The sequence below is a fragment of the Acidocella sp. genome (assembly GCF_035535915.1).
GTDB lineage: Bacteria > Pseudomonadota > Alphaproteobacteria > Acetobacterales > Acetobacteraceae > Acidocella.
The window spans coordinates 36,541-48,703 of record NZ_DATLPB010000095.1 but is presented as its reverse complement, the minus strand read 5'-3'; the positions used below and the strand labels follow the sequence as shown (position 1 = coordinate 48,703).

At 59.0% G+C, this 12,163-nt stretch carries 15 protein-coding genes and 2 tRNA genes; 9 read left to right on the top strand and 8 right to left on the bottom strand.

The genetic code is table 11. From position 1 onward, the window contains the following. Positions 1-214: hypothetical protein (locus VNC39_RS12775; protein WP_325399789.1), on the bottom strand; the 214-nt coding region annotated here is incomplete at its 3' end. 80 nt (positions 215-294) lie between these two features. On the opposite strand from VNC39_RS12775, the gene VNC39_RS12770 reads away from it, so the two are divergent. From VNC39_RS12770 to VNC39_RS12755, 4 genes are read left to right on the top strand one after another with little or no spacing between them, the layout of a single operon-like run. Then, complete coding sequence (locus VNC39_RS12770) at positions 295-468, top strand: hypothetical protein (RefSeq protein ID WP_325399787.1); 174 nt, start codon at positions 295-297, stop codon at positions 466-468. After that, positions 465-1,415, top strand: coding sequence for a glycine-rich domain-containing protein (locus tag VNC39_RS12765; protein WP_325399785.1), 951 nt, complete (start codon positions 465-467; stop codon positions 1,413-1,415). The genes VNC39_RS12770 and VNC39_RS12765 overlap by 4 nt, the downstream gene beginning before the upstream one ends. After that, positions 1,415-1,738, top strand: a complete 324-nt coding sequence (locus VNC39_RS12760) for a hypothetical protein (protein WP_325399783.1) — start codon at positions 1,415-1,417, stop codon at positions 1,736-1,738. Before VNC39_RS12765 ends, VNC39_RS12760 begins: the two co-directional genes overlap by 1 nt. Further along, positions 1,735-2,016, top strand: a complete 282-nt coding sequence (locus VNC39_RS12755) for a hypothetical protein (RefSeq protein ID WP_325399781.1) — start codon at positions 1,735-1,737, stop codon at positions 2,014-2,016. The genes VNC39_RS12760 and VNC39_RS12755 overlap by 4 nt, the downstream gene beginning before the upstream one ends. Before the next feature lie 530 nt (positions 2,017-2,546). On the opposite strand, the gene VNC39_RS12750 is transcribed toward VNC39_RS12755, so the two are convergent. The 3 genes from VNC39_RS12750 to VNC39_RS12740 form a co-directional block, all read right to left on the bottom strand. Further along, positions 2,547-2,867 (bottom strand): hypothetical protein, encoded by a 321-nt coding sequence (locus VNC39_RS12750; protein ID WP_325399779.1) that lies wholly within the window; start codon positions 2,865-2,867, stop codon positions 2,547-2,549. 784 nt (positions 2,868-3,651) lie between these two features. After that, complete coding sequence (locus tag VNC39_RS12745; protein ID WP_325399777.1) at positions 3,652-4,041, bottom strand: hypothetical protein; 390 nt, start codon at positions 4,039-4,041, stop codon at positions 3,652-3,654. A gap of 674 nt (positions 4,042-4,715) precedes the next feature. Beyond that, entirely contained in the window at positions 4,716-4,913 is a 198-nt protein-coding gene (locus tag VNC39_RS12740) for a hypothetical protein (protein ID WP_325399775.1), read from the bottom strand. Between the two features lie 112 nt (positions 4,914-5,025). Between VNC39_RS12740 and VNC39_RS12735 the strand changes: the two genes are divergently transcribed. From VNC39_RS12735 to VNC39_RS12725, 3 genes are all read left to right on the top strand, one after another. After that, the gene (locus VNC39_RS12735; protein ID WP_325399773.1) at positions 5,026-5,814 is read left to right on the top strand and encodes a hypothetical protein; all 789 of its coding nucleotides are present in this window, start codon (positions 5,026-5,028) and stop codon (positions 5,812-5,814) included. 728 nt (positions 5,815-6,542) lie between these two features. Further along, positions 6,543-6,872 carry a hypothetical protein gene (locus VNC39_RS12730; protein WP_325399771.1) on the top strand — a complete coding sequence of 110 codons (330 nt, stop codon included), beginning with the start codon at positions 6,543-6,545 and terminating at the stop codon, positions 6,870-6,872. A gap of 613 nt (positions 6,873-7,485) precedes the next feature. Continuing rightward, positions 7,486-7,821, top strand: coding sequence for a hypothetical protein (locus VNC39_RS12725; protein WP_325399769.1), 336 nt, complete (start codon positions 7,486-7,488; stop codon positions 7,819-7,821). A gap of 228 nt (positions 7,822-8,049) precedes the next feature. On the opposite strand, the gene VNC39_RS12720 is transcribed toward VNC39_RS12725, so the two are convergent. The 4 genes from VNC39_RS12720 to VNC39_RS12705 all read right to left on the bottom strand — a co-directional run bounded on the left by VNC39_RS12720 (position 8,050) and on the right by VNC39_RS12705 (position 8,893). Further along, positions 8,050-8,126 (bottom strand) — tRNA-Arg (locus tag VNC39_RS12720). A 74-nt stretch (positions 8,127-8,200) separates the two neighbouring features. After that, the gene (locus tag VNC39_RS12715) at positions 8,201-8,506 is read right to left on the bottom strand and encodes an ETC complex I subunit (RefSeq protein ID WP_325399767.1); all 306 of its coding nucleotides are present in this window, start codon (positions 8,504-8,506) and stop codon (positions 8,201-8,203) included. A gap of 59 nt (positions 8,507-8,565) precedes the next feature. After that, positions 8,566-8,639, bottom strand: a tRNA-Pro gene (locus tag VNC39_RS12710). Between the two features lie 86 nt (positions 8,640-8,725). Then, positions 8,726-8,893 carry a hypothetical protein gene (locus VNC39_RS12705; protein WP_325399765.1) on the bottom strand — a complete coding sequence of 56 codons (168 nt, stop codon included), beginning with the start codon at positions 8,891-8,893 and terminating at the stop codon, positions 8,726-8,728. Positions 8,894-9,246: 353 nt separating this feature from the next. Here VNC39_RS12705 and VNC39_RS12700 point away from each other — a divergent pair, with 353 nt between their 5' ends. Both VNC39_RS12700 and poxB read left to right on the top strand, forming a co-directional pair. Beyond that, a complete protein-coding gene (locus tag VNC39_RS12700; RefSeq protein ID WP_325399763.1) occupies positions 9,247-10,197 on the top strand; it encodes an SAM-dependent methyltransferase in 951 nt (316 codons plus the stop codon). A 197-nt stretch (positions 10,198-10,394) separates the two neighbouring features. Continuing rightward, the gene (gene poxB / locus VNC39_RS12695; RefSeq protein ID WP_325399761.1) at positions 10,395-12,128 is read left to right on the top strand and encodes a ubiquinone-dependent pyruvate dehydrogenase; all 1,734 of its coding nucleotides are present in this window, start codon (positions 10,395-10,397) and stop codon (positions 12,126-12,128) included. Positions 12,129-12,163 lie beyond the last annotated feature (35 nt).

The following is a 12,163-nucleotide window of genomic DNA, read 5'->3' as shown; positions in this document are numbered from 1 at the left end:
CGAGTACCGCCGCCAGCTTTGCAGCCAGTACGCCAAGCACACGGACCAGTACAAAAACAGTCGCTTCGATTTTGCCGATGCGGCGATGCTTGACGTTGTCGAGCCGCAGGTTTTGGCCGCGGTACGGCAGGCTGGTTATTCCAATGTGAAGCCTGGCCAGCTTGTTGCCGAACGCTTCGATGATGGTTCCGGCAGGATGATTACCCGCTGGCATGGGGACAACTCTGTATGGATGGCTCCATTCATGGCTCCCCCCATGACAGTCACGATCCCGCGGCCGGATGGCAACCGCAAATGATCCGCAAGTTTCTGGCGGCGTTACGCTGGAAGTTTGGCGCCAACGCCCGCGCATCACAGCGTCGGGCGGAGGCTATGTCGCGTGAAGCGGCAATCAGGACGCAAGGTTATGCCGCCGTGTGGAAATCCGGCGGCAAGGTTCGCCATATCGACCTGGGGAAAATCCCGTGACAGTATTCACTTTCCTTAACAACCTGAACACGTCGCTTGCGTCGCCGATTACTGCATCCTCGACGACAATTACGCTGTCGAGCGCTGTCAATCTGCCGGCTTCGATCCCGAGCGGCGACGTGATGGCCATCACACTGAATGACCAGGCCACGCAGCAAAACTTCGAGATCATGTATGCGACGGCGGTTTCCGGCGCGACGCTGACAGTGCTGCGTGCGCAGGAAGGCACTACAGCGCTCTCATGGAATGTCGGGGACTTTGCTTATTCCGCGCCAACTGCTGGGCAAATGGGGAATTTTCTCCAAGTTGCGCCCGGCCGCCTCCTAAACACCCAAGTATTCAACGCAAGCGGAACCTACACCCCGACGCCCGGCGCGACAAAGGCGATGGTCTTGGTCCTCGGCGCTGGTGGGGCTGGCGGCGGTGCCGCCGCGACCTCGTCGGCGCAAATTTCACTTGGAGCTGGGGGCAATGCCGGCGCGCTAGCCCTCGCGCTAATCTCCAATTTATCAGAACAAACGGTCACGATCGGCTTGGGTGGCGCGGCCGTCGTTGGCGCCGCAGGAACTGCAGGCGGAACAACCAGTTTTGGCTCGCTCGTGACTGCTGCCGGCGGCGCGGGCGGGTTGAGGTCGGGCCCAACCGCTCCGCCGCTTACGGCTGGAAATGGCTTTACCGGTGCGCTGTCATCCGGCGGCAATATAATCTCCGGGGTAGGGGCAGTCTCGCCAATAGGCTTCGTGGCTTCGCTAGGCGTTGGCTTCTCAGGTGCCGGCGCAAACACTCTGTTCGGGTGCGGCGGCGGCGCAAACAATAACTCTAATAACGGCACGTCCGCTTTTGGGCCAGGCGCTGGTGGTGCGGGGGCTCTGGCGCTCTTGTCCGGCCCTGCTGCCACGGGCGGTGATGGTGCCAACGGCCTTTGCGTCGTGTGGGAGTGTTCGTAATGGCCCTTTATGCGCTCATCGACCCGAATTCGCGCGTCTGCCAGCTCAGCGCGGCGATATTCCCGGTTGCCGCACCGATGGTATGGACTTCGGACGTAAGCGCCATCGCGCCGTCTCCACAATACGGATGGGCAGCAACCGAGGCGGGCGGCACATGGTCGTTCACCGCGCCCGCAGAGCCGGTTCAGACGCTGACCGGCGAGACCGCTGAACAGGCCCTGGAAAGCGTCCAGCCACGCTATCCCGTGGTCATGATCCCGACCGTGGCCGCATCTGCTGAGGCGTGGGTCGCGATGGTCCGCGGCGGGAGTGTGGCATCATGAGATACTACGACATCGCAATTACAACGCCGATGACGCCGAACACGCAGGACATCATAACCGCCGCGGGGGCAGGCCCCAACGGCGGCATCATGAGCGCCCTATCCCCAGCCGATCGCCTCGCCGCGGCAATCCGGCGCCGGGCGGATCTGCATGACCTGGCCCGCGATGGACATACCGTGCCGGCGCAGGTGACCAGGGAGACCGAGGAGGAGATCCGGGAGGCTGAGGTGGAGCTGATCAAGGCGATGAAGCCCAATAAAACCTCCTTGAATCAATAGACCGCCAGGGCCTCATAAGGAGTACGGTGGTTGTTCAGAACAGCCAAACGATGCGAATCCTGGAAAAAGTTTAAATAACAGCAGGTGAATTATGAACATCGAAGAGATCAGGATTACAGGTGGGCTGCCAGATACAAATCCTACCAACCATGCCACGGCCGCTGGCCTGAATTGAAAACGGAAGGCGGAAGAGGGTGCGGAAGACCTTCACTTAAGGGTCGTGGCTAATGCCCGGGCTGCAGGCGCGGAATTCGTGATTTTCGGGGGCTTGCCCCTTTAGCTCGATCGCTCGCGGTGTCGTCTAAGGAACGATGCTCTCAACCAGTTCCCGAAGGGGCCAAGTTTTTAAGTCGAAATTCGTGAGAAATAGAACCTTGCCGCCTTCATCTTTAGCAGTTCTCAAGATGCCTCGCTTAGCATCCATGGTTAACACTACGCCCACAAATGATCGAGCTGCCAAAGAAAGATCAGCTTCCTCTTGAAATAGCCGGGTCGGCCTGATTCGCCCGGAGACGGTTTTACTTGCGTGTCTAGAGTAAAAATCTTGTTCCTTCGCAGAGATCCAACGCCCGACATCGAACCCCCCCGACTCTTTGATCTTCTCGAGAAAAATCTTGTTGAAAGAATCCGAAGTACGAGTCAGTGTGAATCTTGCGGGCACGAATGCAGCCCTGGATGTAATCCCAAAGATCAGGTCTCTTGGTCTTCAGCGGTTCTAACTCAAATTCAGCTTCCCGCGTGATAGAGATGCCGAAACGATCCGCGGGAAGTTCACGCTCAAGGTTGATGTTTAGCGCAAATAAGAGATCCCAGACATTATTGTCCAAAAACACGGCGATACGTGACGTCATAGCTATCTCTCTTGCGCTGCTGTTAGCTTTATTGAGCTACTGAGCTGCTCGTGAAATGAGCGACGTACAATGGGAATACACAGCTAGAGCGAGTTGCCCTGGTGACATGCTTGTCGAGGCTTGCCGCGCCAAGTAAAGCGCCGACAGCTGATCGCTAGCGTCGCCACTCTGGTTTTGGAGGGTATTAGCCTCTTGGCCATACGTGGTCTGGCCGTTTAATACTCCCTCTTGGATGCCGCCTGCAGCGGAGGCGAGAGAGAGGCATGCCGTGATCAAGACCGTGACCGATTGACAGCGTATATCGTCGGACGGGTTGTTCGGAAGCCCTGTTCCGATCATCAGCTGACTGTCTGAAGGCCCCCGACAAGCAGCCGCCATCGATGTGTTGACCTGACTGCTGATGTTTTGCATGGCCGGCACCAGGTCGTCACTAGAAGGCGGGTTGTTGTTCGTTTGGGCGTGAGCAATCCCAGCCATCACCATTACGACTGAAATGGCCAAAATTAATCCGTGCATCGCTTTTTTCCTTGTTCTCGATAATCGCCGATATAGTCGGAACATTCTAGATTCGATATGGTTTTGCCTTCGGACGCTGTGGGGCGATCGGAGCACATTGCGGAGTGGGTTAGGCTGACGGACGAAAAGAATAAAGGCGCAACTTGCGCCGATATTCCCCGAGGTCGCGGTCAGCCACAGGGCGGCGTCAGCGCGGCAGTCCGCGAACTCGGCATCGACCGGACAGTGAGTGTCTGGCGGCGAGAACGGAGCGAATTCTGGGGTTTAGTTAATGGCCCGCAGCCCAGATCGGGCCGTTGGGGCCGTACTCGACCGTAGCGGAGAACGCTATGTCTGCTTGGCCGTATTGGTCGTCATATAGGCGCAAGTTGCCCTTCTGGACGAGCCCATTGCTCCACCACACGGTGACAAAGCACCGGAGGACGTAGGCGCCAGGAGTGCCGATCCGGCGAAATGGAGATGTCGGATCGTCGTTGCCTAACGCCTTGACCTTAACGATTCTTGCGGCTCCAGGAGACGTAATTCCGAGAATCGCGGGAAGATTTGACTCTACGTCATCGACGACCTGATGGCTGCTGCAACTTGCGGGAATATCATCGGCAAGAGCCAGTACGGGGACGGCCGCAAACACAGCCGCCGCGAGTAACAGTCGCTTCATTTCACCCCTCCTTTTTTTCATTAACAGGTTGGTTCGTCATTGGTCATTTCCTTACCTTCCTATTCTTCGGACTTAGACAGCCTCCTTTTGCCCTTCCCCTGCGCCGTTTTCTCAAGGAATCTCTCCAAACATCTATCTGGGTGATTTGACGCTACGCCTGAGCCCATGGCCGCGTCTAACGCTTCGCGGTCGTAGCGCGGGCTGCGTGGGCCCAGGCTGTAATCGGGGGCTGGAACGCGGCCGGCACGCACGAGCCGGGGCAGGGCGTCCACGCGCACGTCGAGGTAGTCTGCGGCAGACTCAGGAGATAACCAGCGCCCCCTAGCCATTTTCTGGCGGAGGATTACCTACTGCCCATTCTCTGTCGCGCGGTCCCCAGCCGCGTCAGCATCCTTCTCGCAAACGTATGCCCCATGCTTCGTCCGGCCGTACCAACGTTCACCTTGGAAGTGATAGATTCCCGAATTCGTGTTGAGCCAGACGACCGTGTCAGAGCGGCAATGACCCTGCGCAGCGTCCTGGGATTGGTAGAGATTTAGGGCCATCGCTGGCGAGGCCAGCAGGCTAAAGGCTAGCGTCAGGGAATAGCGGTTCATGGCTCGCTCGCGTTATGGTTTTGGCAGCAAACCTAACGCGCCGGTAATCTCGTGTCGAGCGGCATGAACGGCGGAGGCTTAGTTATCCGGCTTAGAGACGACTTCTTTCTGGCCCGCCACCTTCAATCCCATATCGATCAGCGCCCTCACGGCCTCGGCCTCGGTTCCAATCTTCTGATCGAAGCGAAAGGCGCGAACCTTCTCCCACTGTTCCGCGGTGAACTGCAGGGCTTTTTTGACGGGGTATGAAGTCTCCATACGAACGATATAATTCATATGAAAGATATTGACAAGGAATCTTGTTATGCCATATCAATGATATGGTTCATATGAATTAGCGGGTGCTGTCGCCGGCCGGCACCGACCTAACCAAATCATGGAGCTAACTATGAATGACATGAGAAAACCCGTTGCGGTGCCGGCGATCGGTATCGTCCAATGCCCTGACGCCGCGTTGATCGCACTTTGTGCCGAGCACATCGCAAATTTTCATGCCTACAATGACCAAGCGTCGCCCGATTCAAAGTTTGAGAAAGATCCTCTCTGGCACGCCTATGAGCGGACGCGGGACGCGATCTGTGACGCGGAGCCGCAGACATTTGCCGGCATGCTTGCCAAGGCCAGAGCGGCCAAGGTCGAGGCAACGGACCTGGATGGAGTGGTGCGGCCGGACGGCTACTCTGCAGCCTGGGCGTGGGACCTGCTCAACGATCTGATCCGCATCAATGAAGGCAGACACGAGCCGTCGCCTGTGCCAGCGCAAGCCGGCCTATCAACTGCCGGCATGTACCAACTGATTGAGCAGGCCCGTGACGCCTGTACCGTCTTGGACGAGCAGCAGGCGGAAATGCCCAAGAATGCCCACTTGGAGCGGCGGCTAAATGGCGGTCACCAGCGGCTTCTCTGGGAGTATCAGGAGCACATTGCTCGAGCGGCATCGTTCCTGAAGCCTCGCGACATGGGCGACGTTCTCGCCATGCTCAAGCTCATAGATGACAAGGCTGAAGACCTGGCGGCGAACGACCAAGAGGAAGGCTTCGACTTTAAGGCCGAGATGGTCGCACTGCGCCGGATGGTGCGTGGCTGTCTGCCGATCGTCGCCGCGGAGTTAGGCGTGACACTGGACGAGGGGCTGCAAGGCCTCTGCGAAGTAGCGTTTCCGGAGGTGCCTCGATGAACAACCAGCCCCAACGGGCGCCGCGCCCCCGCGCGCCGAACACCGTTTGCAGTCTTCTCCCCGGCCCGTGCCCTTGCTCCTGGCCGTGCCAAATTGCCCTCGACAACGCCGCACGGCGCGACGAAATCAAAGCCATGCTCGAGGCGGCTTACCGTGGGGAGACGCTCAATGCGTAGCTTCCTCGCGCCAGGCGAAAAGCCCCCTGAGAAGCCGCCGGTAATTCCTGTATGGATATCCCACGGCATCCCACCGCGGCCGCCACGCAAACCCAGACCGCTTGTGATCGGCAAGTGGCCGGTTGAGGGATATTGATACAACATGGGCCCCGGAGCGATCTGGGGCCTTTGACGCTGATAAATCGCCATGCCGATATACCTTGATGCGACTCGATATACGCACGATCATTGCGGCGTCATATCATTTAAGGGGTCAGAATGGCTAAATCGACAAGAACACCGTCTAAACCAAGCCTCTCCCGCGCGGGCAAGGATGCCCACAGCTCGAACCCAAAAACGCGAAAAGAGGCTATGGAAGTTTTGGCTGTGGCGCCGCGGAAGCCGACAAAAAAAGGCAAGTCCTAACCTGCCCCATCACGGCCAGGGAGCGATTCTGGCTTTTTCTTTGAGGGAGGCCGACACCGGGCCGAGCGCCCCCGTTTTATTGCTGTACTTGACAGGAATAAGCTCTCAAGAAATTCTACTTAAGGTAGTTTAACTTGAGGGATGACTATGCGCAGTTTCTCGCGTGTTTTTTGTGGAGCTATGTTTCTCGGTGCGCTGGGAGTTCCTGCTATGGGCTTTGCCCAAGAGGTGCCTACGCCTCCTGCTGGTTTGGTACTAGTTGAATCGTACAGCAGCCTGCCCTTCCGCGGTATCCAATGTTTTCAAAGTGGCCGACAGGCGCCAACTTTGGATATCGGTCATATCGCCGAAATTCGCGAGTATGCAGATCCGCAGACCCATTTTGTCCGTCATATCGATTACCAGGTATGGGGGGCTGATTGGCAGTCGGTTGATCTAAGTGATCAGACGAGCTGCGATATCAACGTTCAAAACTAAGCGGTAACCGGCAAGCCACGGCGACTAACCAACGGGGGCTTCGGCCCCCGTAAGCTCTTAGTGTCCTGATTACCCAAGGCGATGGCAGGGGCCTGAAGGTGCTTGCAGACCCGCGCAGCCAGCCATTGCAACGCTGGAAGAGACAGCCGCAGCAGCTTGCATCCCCCGGACCACATCCAAGATAATTTCTTGTTTCTCCATGGACAGTTTTTGCCAGCAGGACAAAAGATCAAGCGCGCGGTCATCCTCTCCGGCTTTTCTAAGCCAGGAGGCTAGCGCGTTTCTTTTCTTGGCGATTGAATAGGAGCCCGTGAGGGTTGTGGTCAAATCCACTCGACCGCTAGGCCTCTCTAGCCGGAGATTGCGTGTGCGGTCTCGTCGTGTGTCAACTTCCAGCTTTTTCAAGGCGCTAATCCCTTCGACTACAGGTTTGGTTTTCCCGGTTGCCTTTGCCAAGACGATACCGCAGAACGCGAACTGATCATCAAATTAAGGTTGAATTCATTAACGATACGAAACAATTTAATTTTTGACAAGGAAATAATTTCTCGCGCAAAAGTCAGAAGAAGCGTTGGCTTTAGATTTGTCTAAAAAAACGGACGTGGAGGGATACATGAACGTCGGTGAATCTGATAAGTCAGACGCCGTGGAATTCGGGGAAAGCTCCTCGGATGCCTGGGATCGGTTGCACCCTGGCGAGGTTCCGCCAGACGTAATCAAACGCATCGCCGAGGACTTGAAAGGGGCGGCCCATCTTTGTTCCGAGCTTTCCATGCAGGGCAAAGATTCCATCATGGAACCATCGGCAGTAAAGGCGGTGGGGGATCTTGTCCGTCAGGCAGCGATTAGGCTGCGGGATGAATTGGCCGCCGCAGACTCCCGGAAGCGGAAGGGCGAGGAGCAGAGCACCGTCGTCCGCATCTGTTCACCCGAACGACAGGGGTATTGATAAGGGAATTTCCCCATCCCGAGGGTTTTCTTGTCGCATCCTTGGTGCACGGACTTGCCGCGGTTGCCCCGTACGGATGCATCATATCTGAGTTGATCAGAGCGCTGCGACGCGACGGCGGAGATCAGGCTAACCGCCTGCCGCCGAATTTCTGAAATTTTTTACGGACACAGTGCGGACATTTATTTTTGATATTCGGGGTACCGCGCATTAACCCATTGATTTCATTGGCGCGCCCTGATGGATTCGAACCATCGGCCTCAAGATTAGAAGTCTCGTGCTCTATCCAACTGAGCTAAGGGCGCGTTGGGGTGGTGGTAACCCGCGCCCGCGTCCCCCGCAAGATGATCTCGACGCCCTTGCACCGGGGCGGCGCCGTTCAGTGCGTCCAGTTTTCCTTGCGGTCGGCGCGGAAATTGTCGGCGTAGGATTTCGGCTTTTTGGTCCGGGCGGGCGGGATCTCGAGATCGTAAGGGATGCCATGTTTCTCGGCGTAGGCCAGGGCCTCTTCACGCGTGTCGAACATCACGCGGATCTGCTGGCGCATATCGTCGCTGCCGGTCCAGCCCATCAGCGGGTCGCGGATCTTGGCCTTCTCGGGCTCGTATTCCAGCACCCAGCGATGCGTCTTGGCGGTGCCGGACTGCATGGCGGATTTCGACGGCAAATAGATCCGAGCTCGCATTCACCTACTCCTCACTGGCCGGGGCGCCCGGGTGCGCGCGACCAACCCGTATCATTCCGTCGGAGTGAGAGGATTCGAACCTCCGGCTTCCAGCTCCCAAAGCTGGCGCTCTACCAGGCTGAGCTACACTCCGTGCCACGGGTAGTAGCTAAAAAAAACCGCCAAGGCGAGATGCGGGCGCCCGGATAGCCACAAAATATGCGTTTGTCCGATTTTCCCTTATGGTGGCAGGTCGACCGGCAGCCCGGTGGACCGGATGGCCCGGCCCGCCCCCCCTTTGCCCAGCACGCGGGCCTCGCGCCGGGCATGGACCAGGGCCAACCTCATTGGTGAACGCCTCAGCAGCGTGATCGGCCGCGTCGTCCAGCAGCGACGGGGCGCTGGCATTGACCCGCGCCACCGCGGCCGCGCCGGCGGCGCTCTCAGGATCATGCGATAGAAACCGCGCGGCGATCTGGCTATCCGGGTTGAATGTGAAGGTGCCGTACCGCCAACCTTCTGCGCTTACCAAACTCCATCAGAACAGGCTGCACTTTACAACCTTGTAGAGTACGGCTTTCATGAATTCACAAAGCGTTCTGCTTTACTAACTTTTAATTATTTTTGATAACATCAAAAAAAATCCAAGAAACCCGGCCGCTGCATGGCCGCCACCTTGCTGTATGGCGCTTCCCTTTGGCATCCTGTAGGGTATGCACAAGGTCACCTCACATCATACGCACCGCCTCAGCCAACCGATCATGAACCAGTCTCCGGCCCATGCCGATCACCCGGGCATTTCCCGCCGCGCCGCGGATGGATGCGTCGGCTACCTCGCGCCGCAAGGGTTCCTCCCCGAGCTGCGGCAGGAGCTCGGCCAGGGCGTGACTGACCTGTTCGATCATCTCGTGCTGGCGGCGCCGCCGGAAAAACCCGTGATGTGGGCGGCGAATATCTGGAAAGACCCGATGTTCATCCCGATTGACTCGATCGGGGATGCGGCCCGGAAACTGCGCGACATTCAACGCAACTGGGCCCACTACCCTTTCGCCCTGCATCGCCGTGCCGCGCTGATTGCCGAAAAATTACCGAAAGTCTCGGCCAAGCCTCTGGTCTTCGGCAGCGCCGCGCCCACCGCTCCGCTTGGGAGCTGGACTTTGATCGACGCGAACACCCTGCTCGCCGCGCCGCATTGCTCCAGCCCATTTCCCAATGGCGAGGTCCAGTTCGTCGAAGACCGCCTTGGCGCGCCCAGCCGGGCCTATCTGAAACTCTGGGATCTTTTCACGGTTTTAGGAGAGGCCCCGAAAGCGGGGGAGTTCTGCCTCGATCTCGGGGCGTGCCCCGGCGGCTGGACCTGGGTGCTGCAACAGCTCGGCGCGCGCGTCCTGAGCGTCGACAAAGCGCCGCTGGACGACAGAATTGCCCGCCTGCCCAATGTCTCGTATCGGAGCGAGAGCGCTTTCGCACTCGACCCACAGACGATCGGGCCGGTCGACTGGCTGTTTTCGGACATCATCTGCTACCCCAGCCGGCTGCTAACGCTGGTGCAGAAATGGCTCGCCTCGGGGCTGGTCCGCCGCTTTGTCTGCACGGTCAAATTCCAGGGCGAAACCGACTTTGCAACCGCGCAGAAACTGGCTGAGATCCCGGGTTCGCGGCTATTGCACCTGCACCATAACAAGCACGAGCTGACCTGGATCAAACAATAGCATGCAACAGAGGGGCCAGACGGCATAGGCCAAGCGCGTTGCGGAGGGAAAAGCCGCCCCTCGAACAGCGTGCGCGGTTCCGGTGCCGCCCTGCCGGTCTTTTTCCGCCCCCCTCGCGGCATCCGCACCATGATCATTACGCTGGTCATCCCGGATTTTGGATGGTATCGAGCTTTCAGCATTGAAGGGGCGAGGCCATGAAAACCGTCGCGGACCAATTTGCGGAAATTCTTGCCATTGCCGGCGTGAAGCGGATTTATGGCATCGTCGGCGATAGTCTGAACGGCCTGACGGACTCGTTCCGGCGCCAAGGCAAGATCGAATGGATCCATGTCCGGCATGAGGAGGTGGCGGCCTTCGCGGCGGGGGCGGAAGCGCATCTGACGGGAGACCTTGCGGTCTGCGCCGGCAGTTGCGGGCCCGGCAATTTGCACCTCATCAACGGGCTTTTCGATTGCCACCGCTCGAGGGTTCCGGTGCTCGCCATCGCCGCGCAAATTCCGTCGGCGGAAATCGGCAGCGGCTATTTCCAGGAGACCCATCCCGAAACGCTCTTTCAGGAATGCAGCCATTATTGCGAGCTGATCTCCGCCCCCCACCAGATGCCCCGTACGCTGGAGGTGGCCATCCGCCAGGCCGTGAGCAAGCGCGGCGTGTCGGTCGTGGTCATTCCGGGCGACGTGGCCCTGCAGCCGGCCGTGGACGCGCCGGCGCCGAAGCCCGGCGGGCTCCTGCTGCCCCGCGCGCTTGTGCAGCCTAACACCAGCGATCTCGAACGGCTGGCGGCCCTTCTGAATGGCGGAGGCCGGGTAACGATCTTGTGCGGTTCGGGCTGCCAGGGTGCCCATGAGCAACTCCTGGCCCTCGCCGAACGGATCAAGGCGCCCATCGTGCACGCGCTCAAGGGCAAAGAGCATGTCGAGTGGAACAACCCCTACGATGTCGGCATGACCGGCCTGATTGGCTTCTCCTCGGGCTATTACGCCATGCTCGATTGCGACGTTCTGCTCATGCTCGGCACGGATTTCCCCTATCGCCAGTTCTATCCCCAGGGCGCGTCGGTGCGCATCGCTCAGATCGACATCAGGGGAGAACAAATCGGAAAACGCGCGCCGGTTGACCTCGGCATCGTCGGCGATGTCGGCCCGACGCTGCAAGCTTTGCTGCCGCGGCTCAGCGACAGGAGCGATCGCGCGCATCTCGACAAGGCCGTCGAACATTATCACAAAACCCGCAAGAGCCTTGATGAACTCGCCGTCGGCACGCCGGGTAAACGGCCGATCCACCCGCAACAAGTCGCCAAAGCCGTCAGCGACCATGCCGCCGAAGACGCTGTCTTCACCTGCGATGTCGGCCTGCCCACCGTGTGGGCCGCGCGCTATCTGGCGATGAACGGCAAGCGGCGGCTGATCGGCTCCTTCTGGCACGGTTCCATGGCGAATGCGATGGCGCAGGCGGTTGGCGCGCAGGCGGCGGCGCCCGGCCGGCAAGTGGTCTCCCTCTCGGGAGATGGCGGATTTTCCATGCTGATGGGTGATTTCCTCAGCCTCGTGCAACTGCGGCTGCCGGTAAAAATAATCGTCTTCAACAACGGCGCACTGGGCTTCATAGAACTCGAACAGAAATCAACCGGCTTTCTCACGACCGGCACGGAACTTCAGAACCCGAATTTCGCGGCCATGGCGGAGGCTGCCGGCATACGCGGCATCCGGCTTGAAGACCCGGCCGATGTCGAGCCCGGCATCAAGGCGGCCTTTGCCCATAACGGGCCGGTGCTGATCGATGCCGTCGTGACCAAGTCGGAACTGGCGATGCCGCCGGCCATCAAGCTGGAGATGGCCAAAGGCTTTACGCTCTACATGTTGAAGGCCGTGATGAGCGGCCGCGGCGACGAGTTGCTCGATCTCGCCCGCACGAATTTGTGGCGCTGAGGGGGCGCACTTCCGCATAACGGGTCGCGCCGCAC

Coding starts and splice junctions, on each gene's coding strand:
- VNC39_RS12750 (WP_325399779.1), bottom strand. CDS start 2,867: ATGACGTCACGTATCGCCGTGTTTTTGGACAATAATGTCTGGGATCTC.
- VNC39_RS12760 (WP_325399783.1), top strand. CDS start 1,415: ATGGCCCTTTATGCGCTCATCGACCCGAATTCGCGCGTCTGCCAGCTC.
- VNC39_RS12770 (WP_325399787.1), top strand. CDS start 295: ATGATCCGCAAGTTTCTGGCGGCGTTACGCTGGAAGTTTGGCGCCAAC.
- VNC39_RS12715 (WP_325399767.1), bottom strand. CDS start 8,506: ATGCGAGCTCGGATCTATTTGCCGTCGAAATCCGCCATGCAGTCCGGC.
- VNC39_RS12700 (WP_325399763.1), top strand. CDS start 9,247: ATGAACCAGTCTCCGGCCCATGCCGATCACCCGGGCATTTCCCGCCGC.
- VNC39_RS12745 (WP_325399777.1), bottom strand. CDS start 4,041: ATGAAGCGACTGTTACTCGCGGCGGCTGTGTTTGCGGCCGTCCCCGTA.
- VNC39_RS12730 (WP_325399771.1), top strand. CDS start 6,543: ATGCGCAGTTTCTCGCGTGTTTTTTGTGGAGCTATGTTTCTCGGTGCG.
- poxB (WP_325399761.1), top strand. CDS start 10,395: ATGAAAACCGTCGCGGACCAATTTGCGGAAATTCTTGCCATTGCCGGC.
- VNC39_RS12705 (WP_325399765.1), bottom strand. CDS start 8,893: ATGCCAGCGCCCCGTCGCTGCTGGACGACGCGGCCGATCACGCTGCTG.
- VNC39_RS12740 (WP_325399775.1), bottom strand. CDS start 4,913: ATGAATTATATCGTTCGTATGGAGACTTCATACCCCGTCAAAAAAGCC.
- VNC39_RS12755 (WP_325399781.1), top strand. CDS start 1,735: ATGAGATACTACGACATCGCAATTACAACGCCGATGACGCCGAACACG.
- VNC39_RS12725 (WP_325399769.1), top strand. CDS start 7,486: ATGAACGTCGGTGAATCTGATAAGTCAGACGCCGTGGAATTCGGGGAA.
- VNC39_RS12735 (WP_325399773.1), top strand. CDS start 5,026: ATGAATGACATGAGAAAACCCGTTGCGGTGCCGGCGATCGGTATCGTC.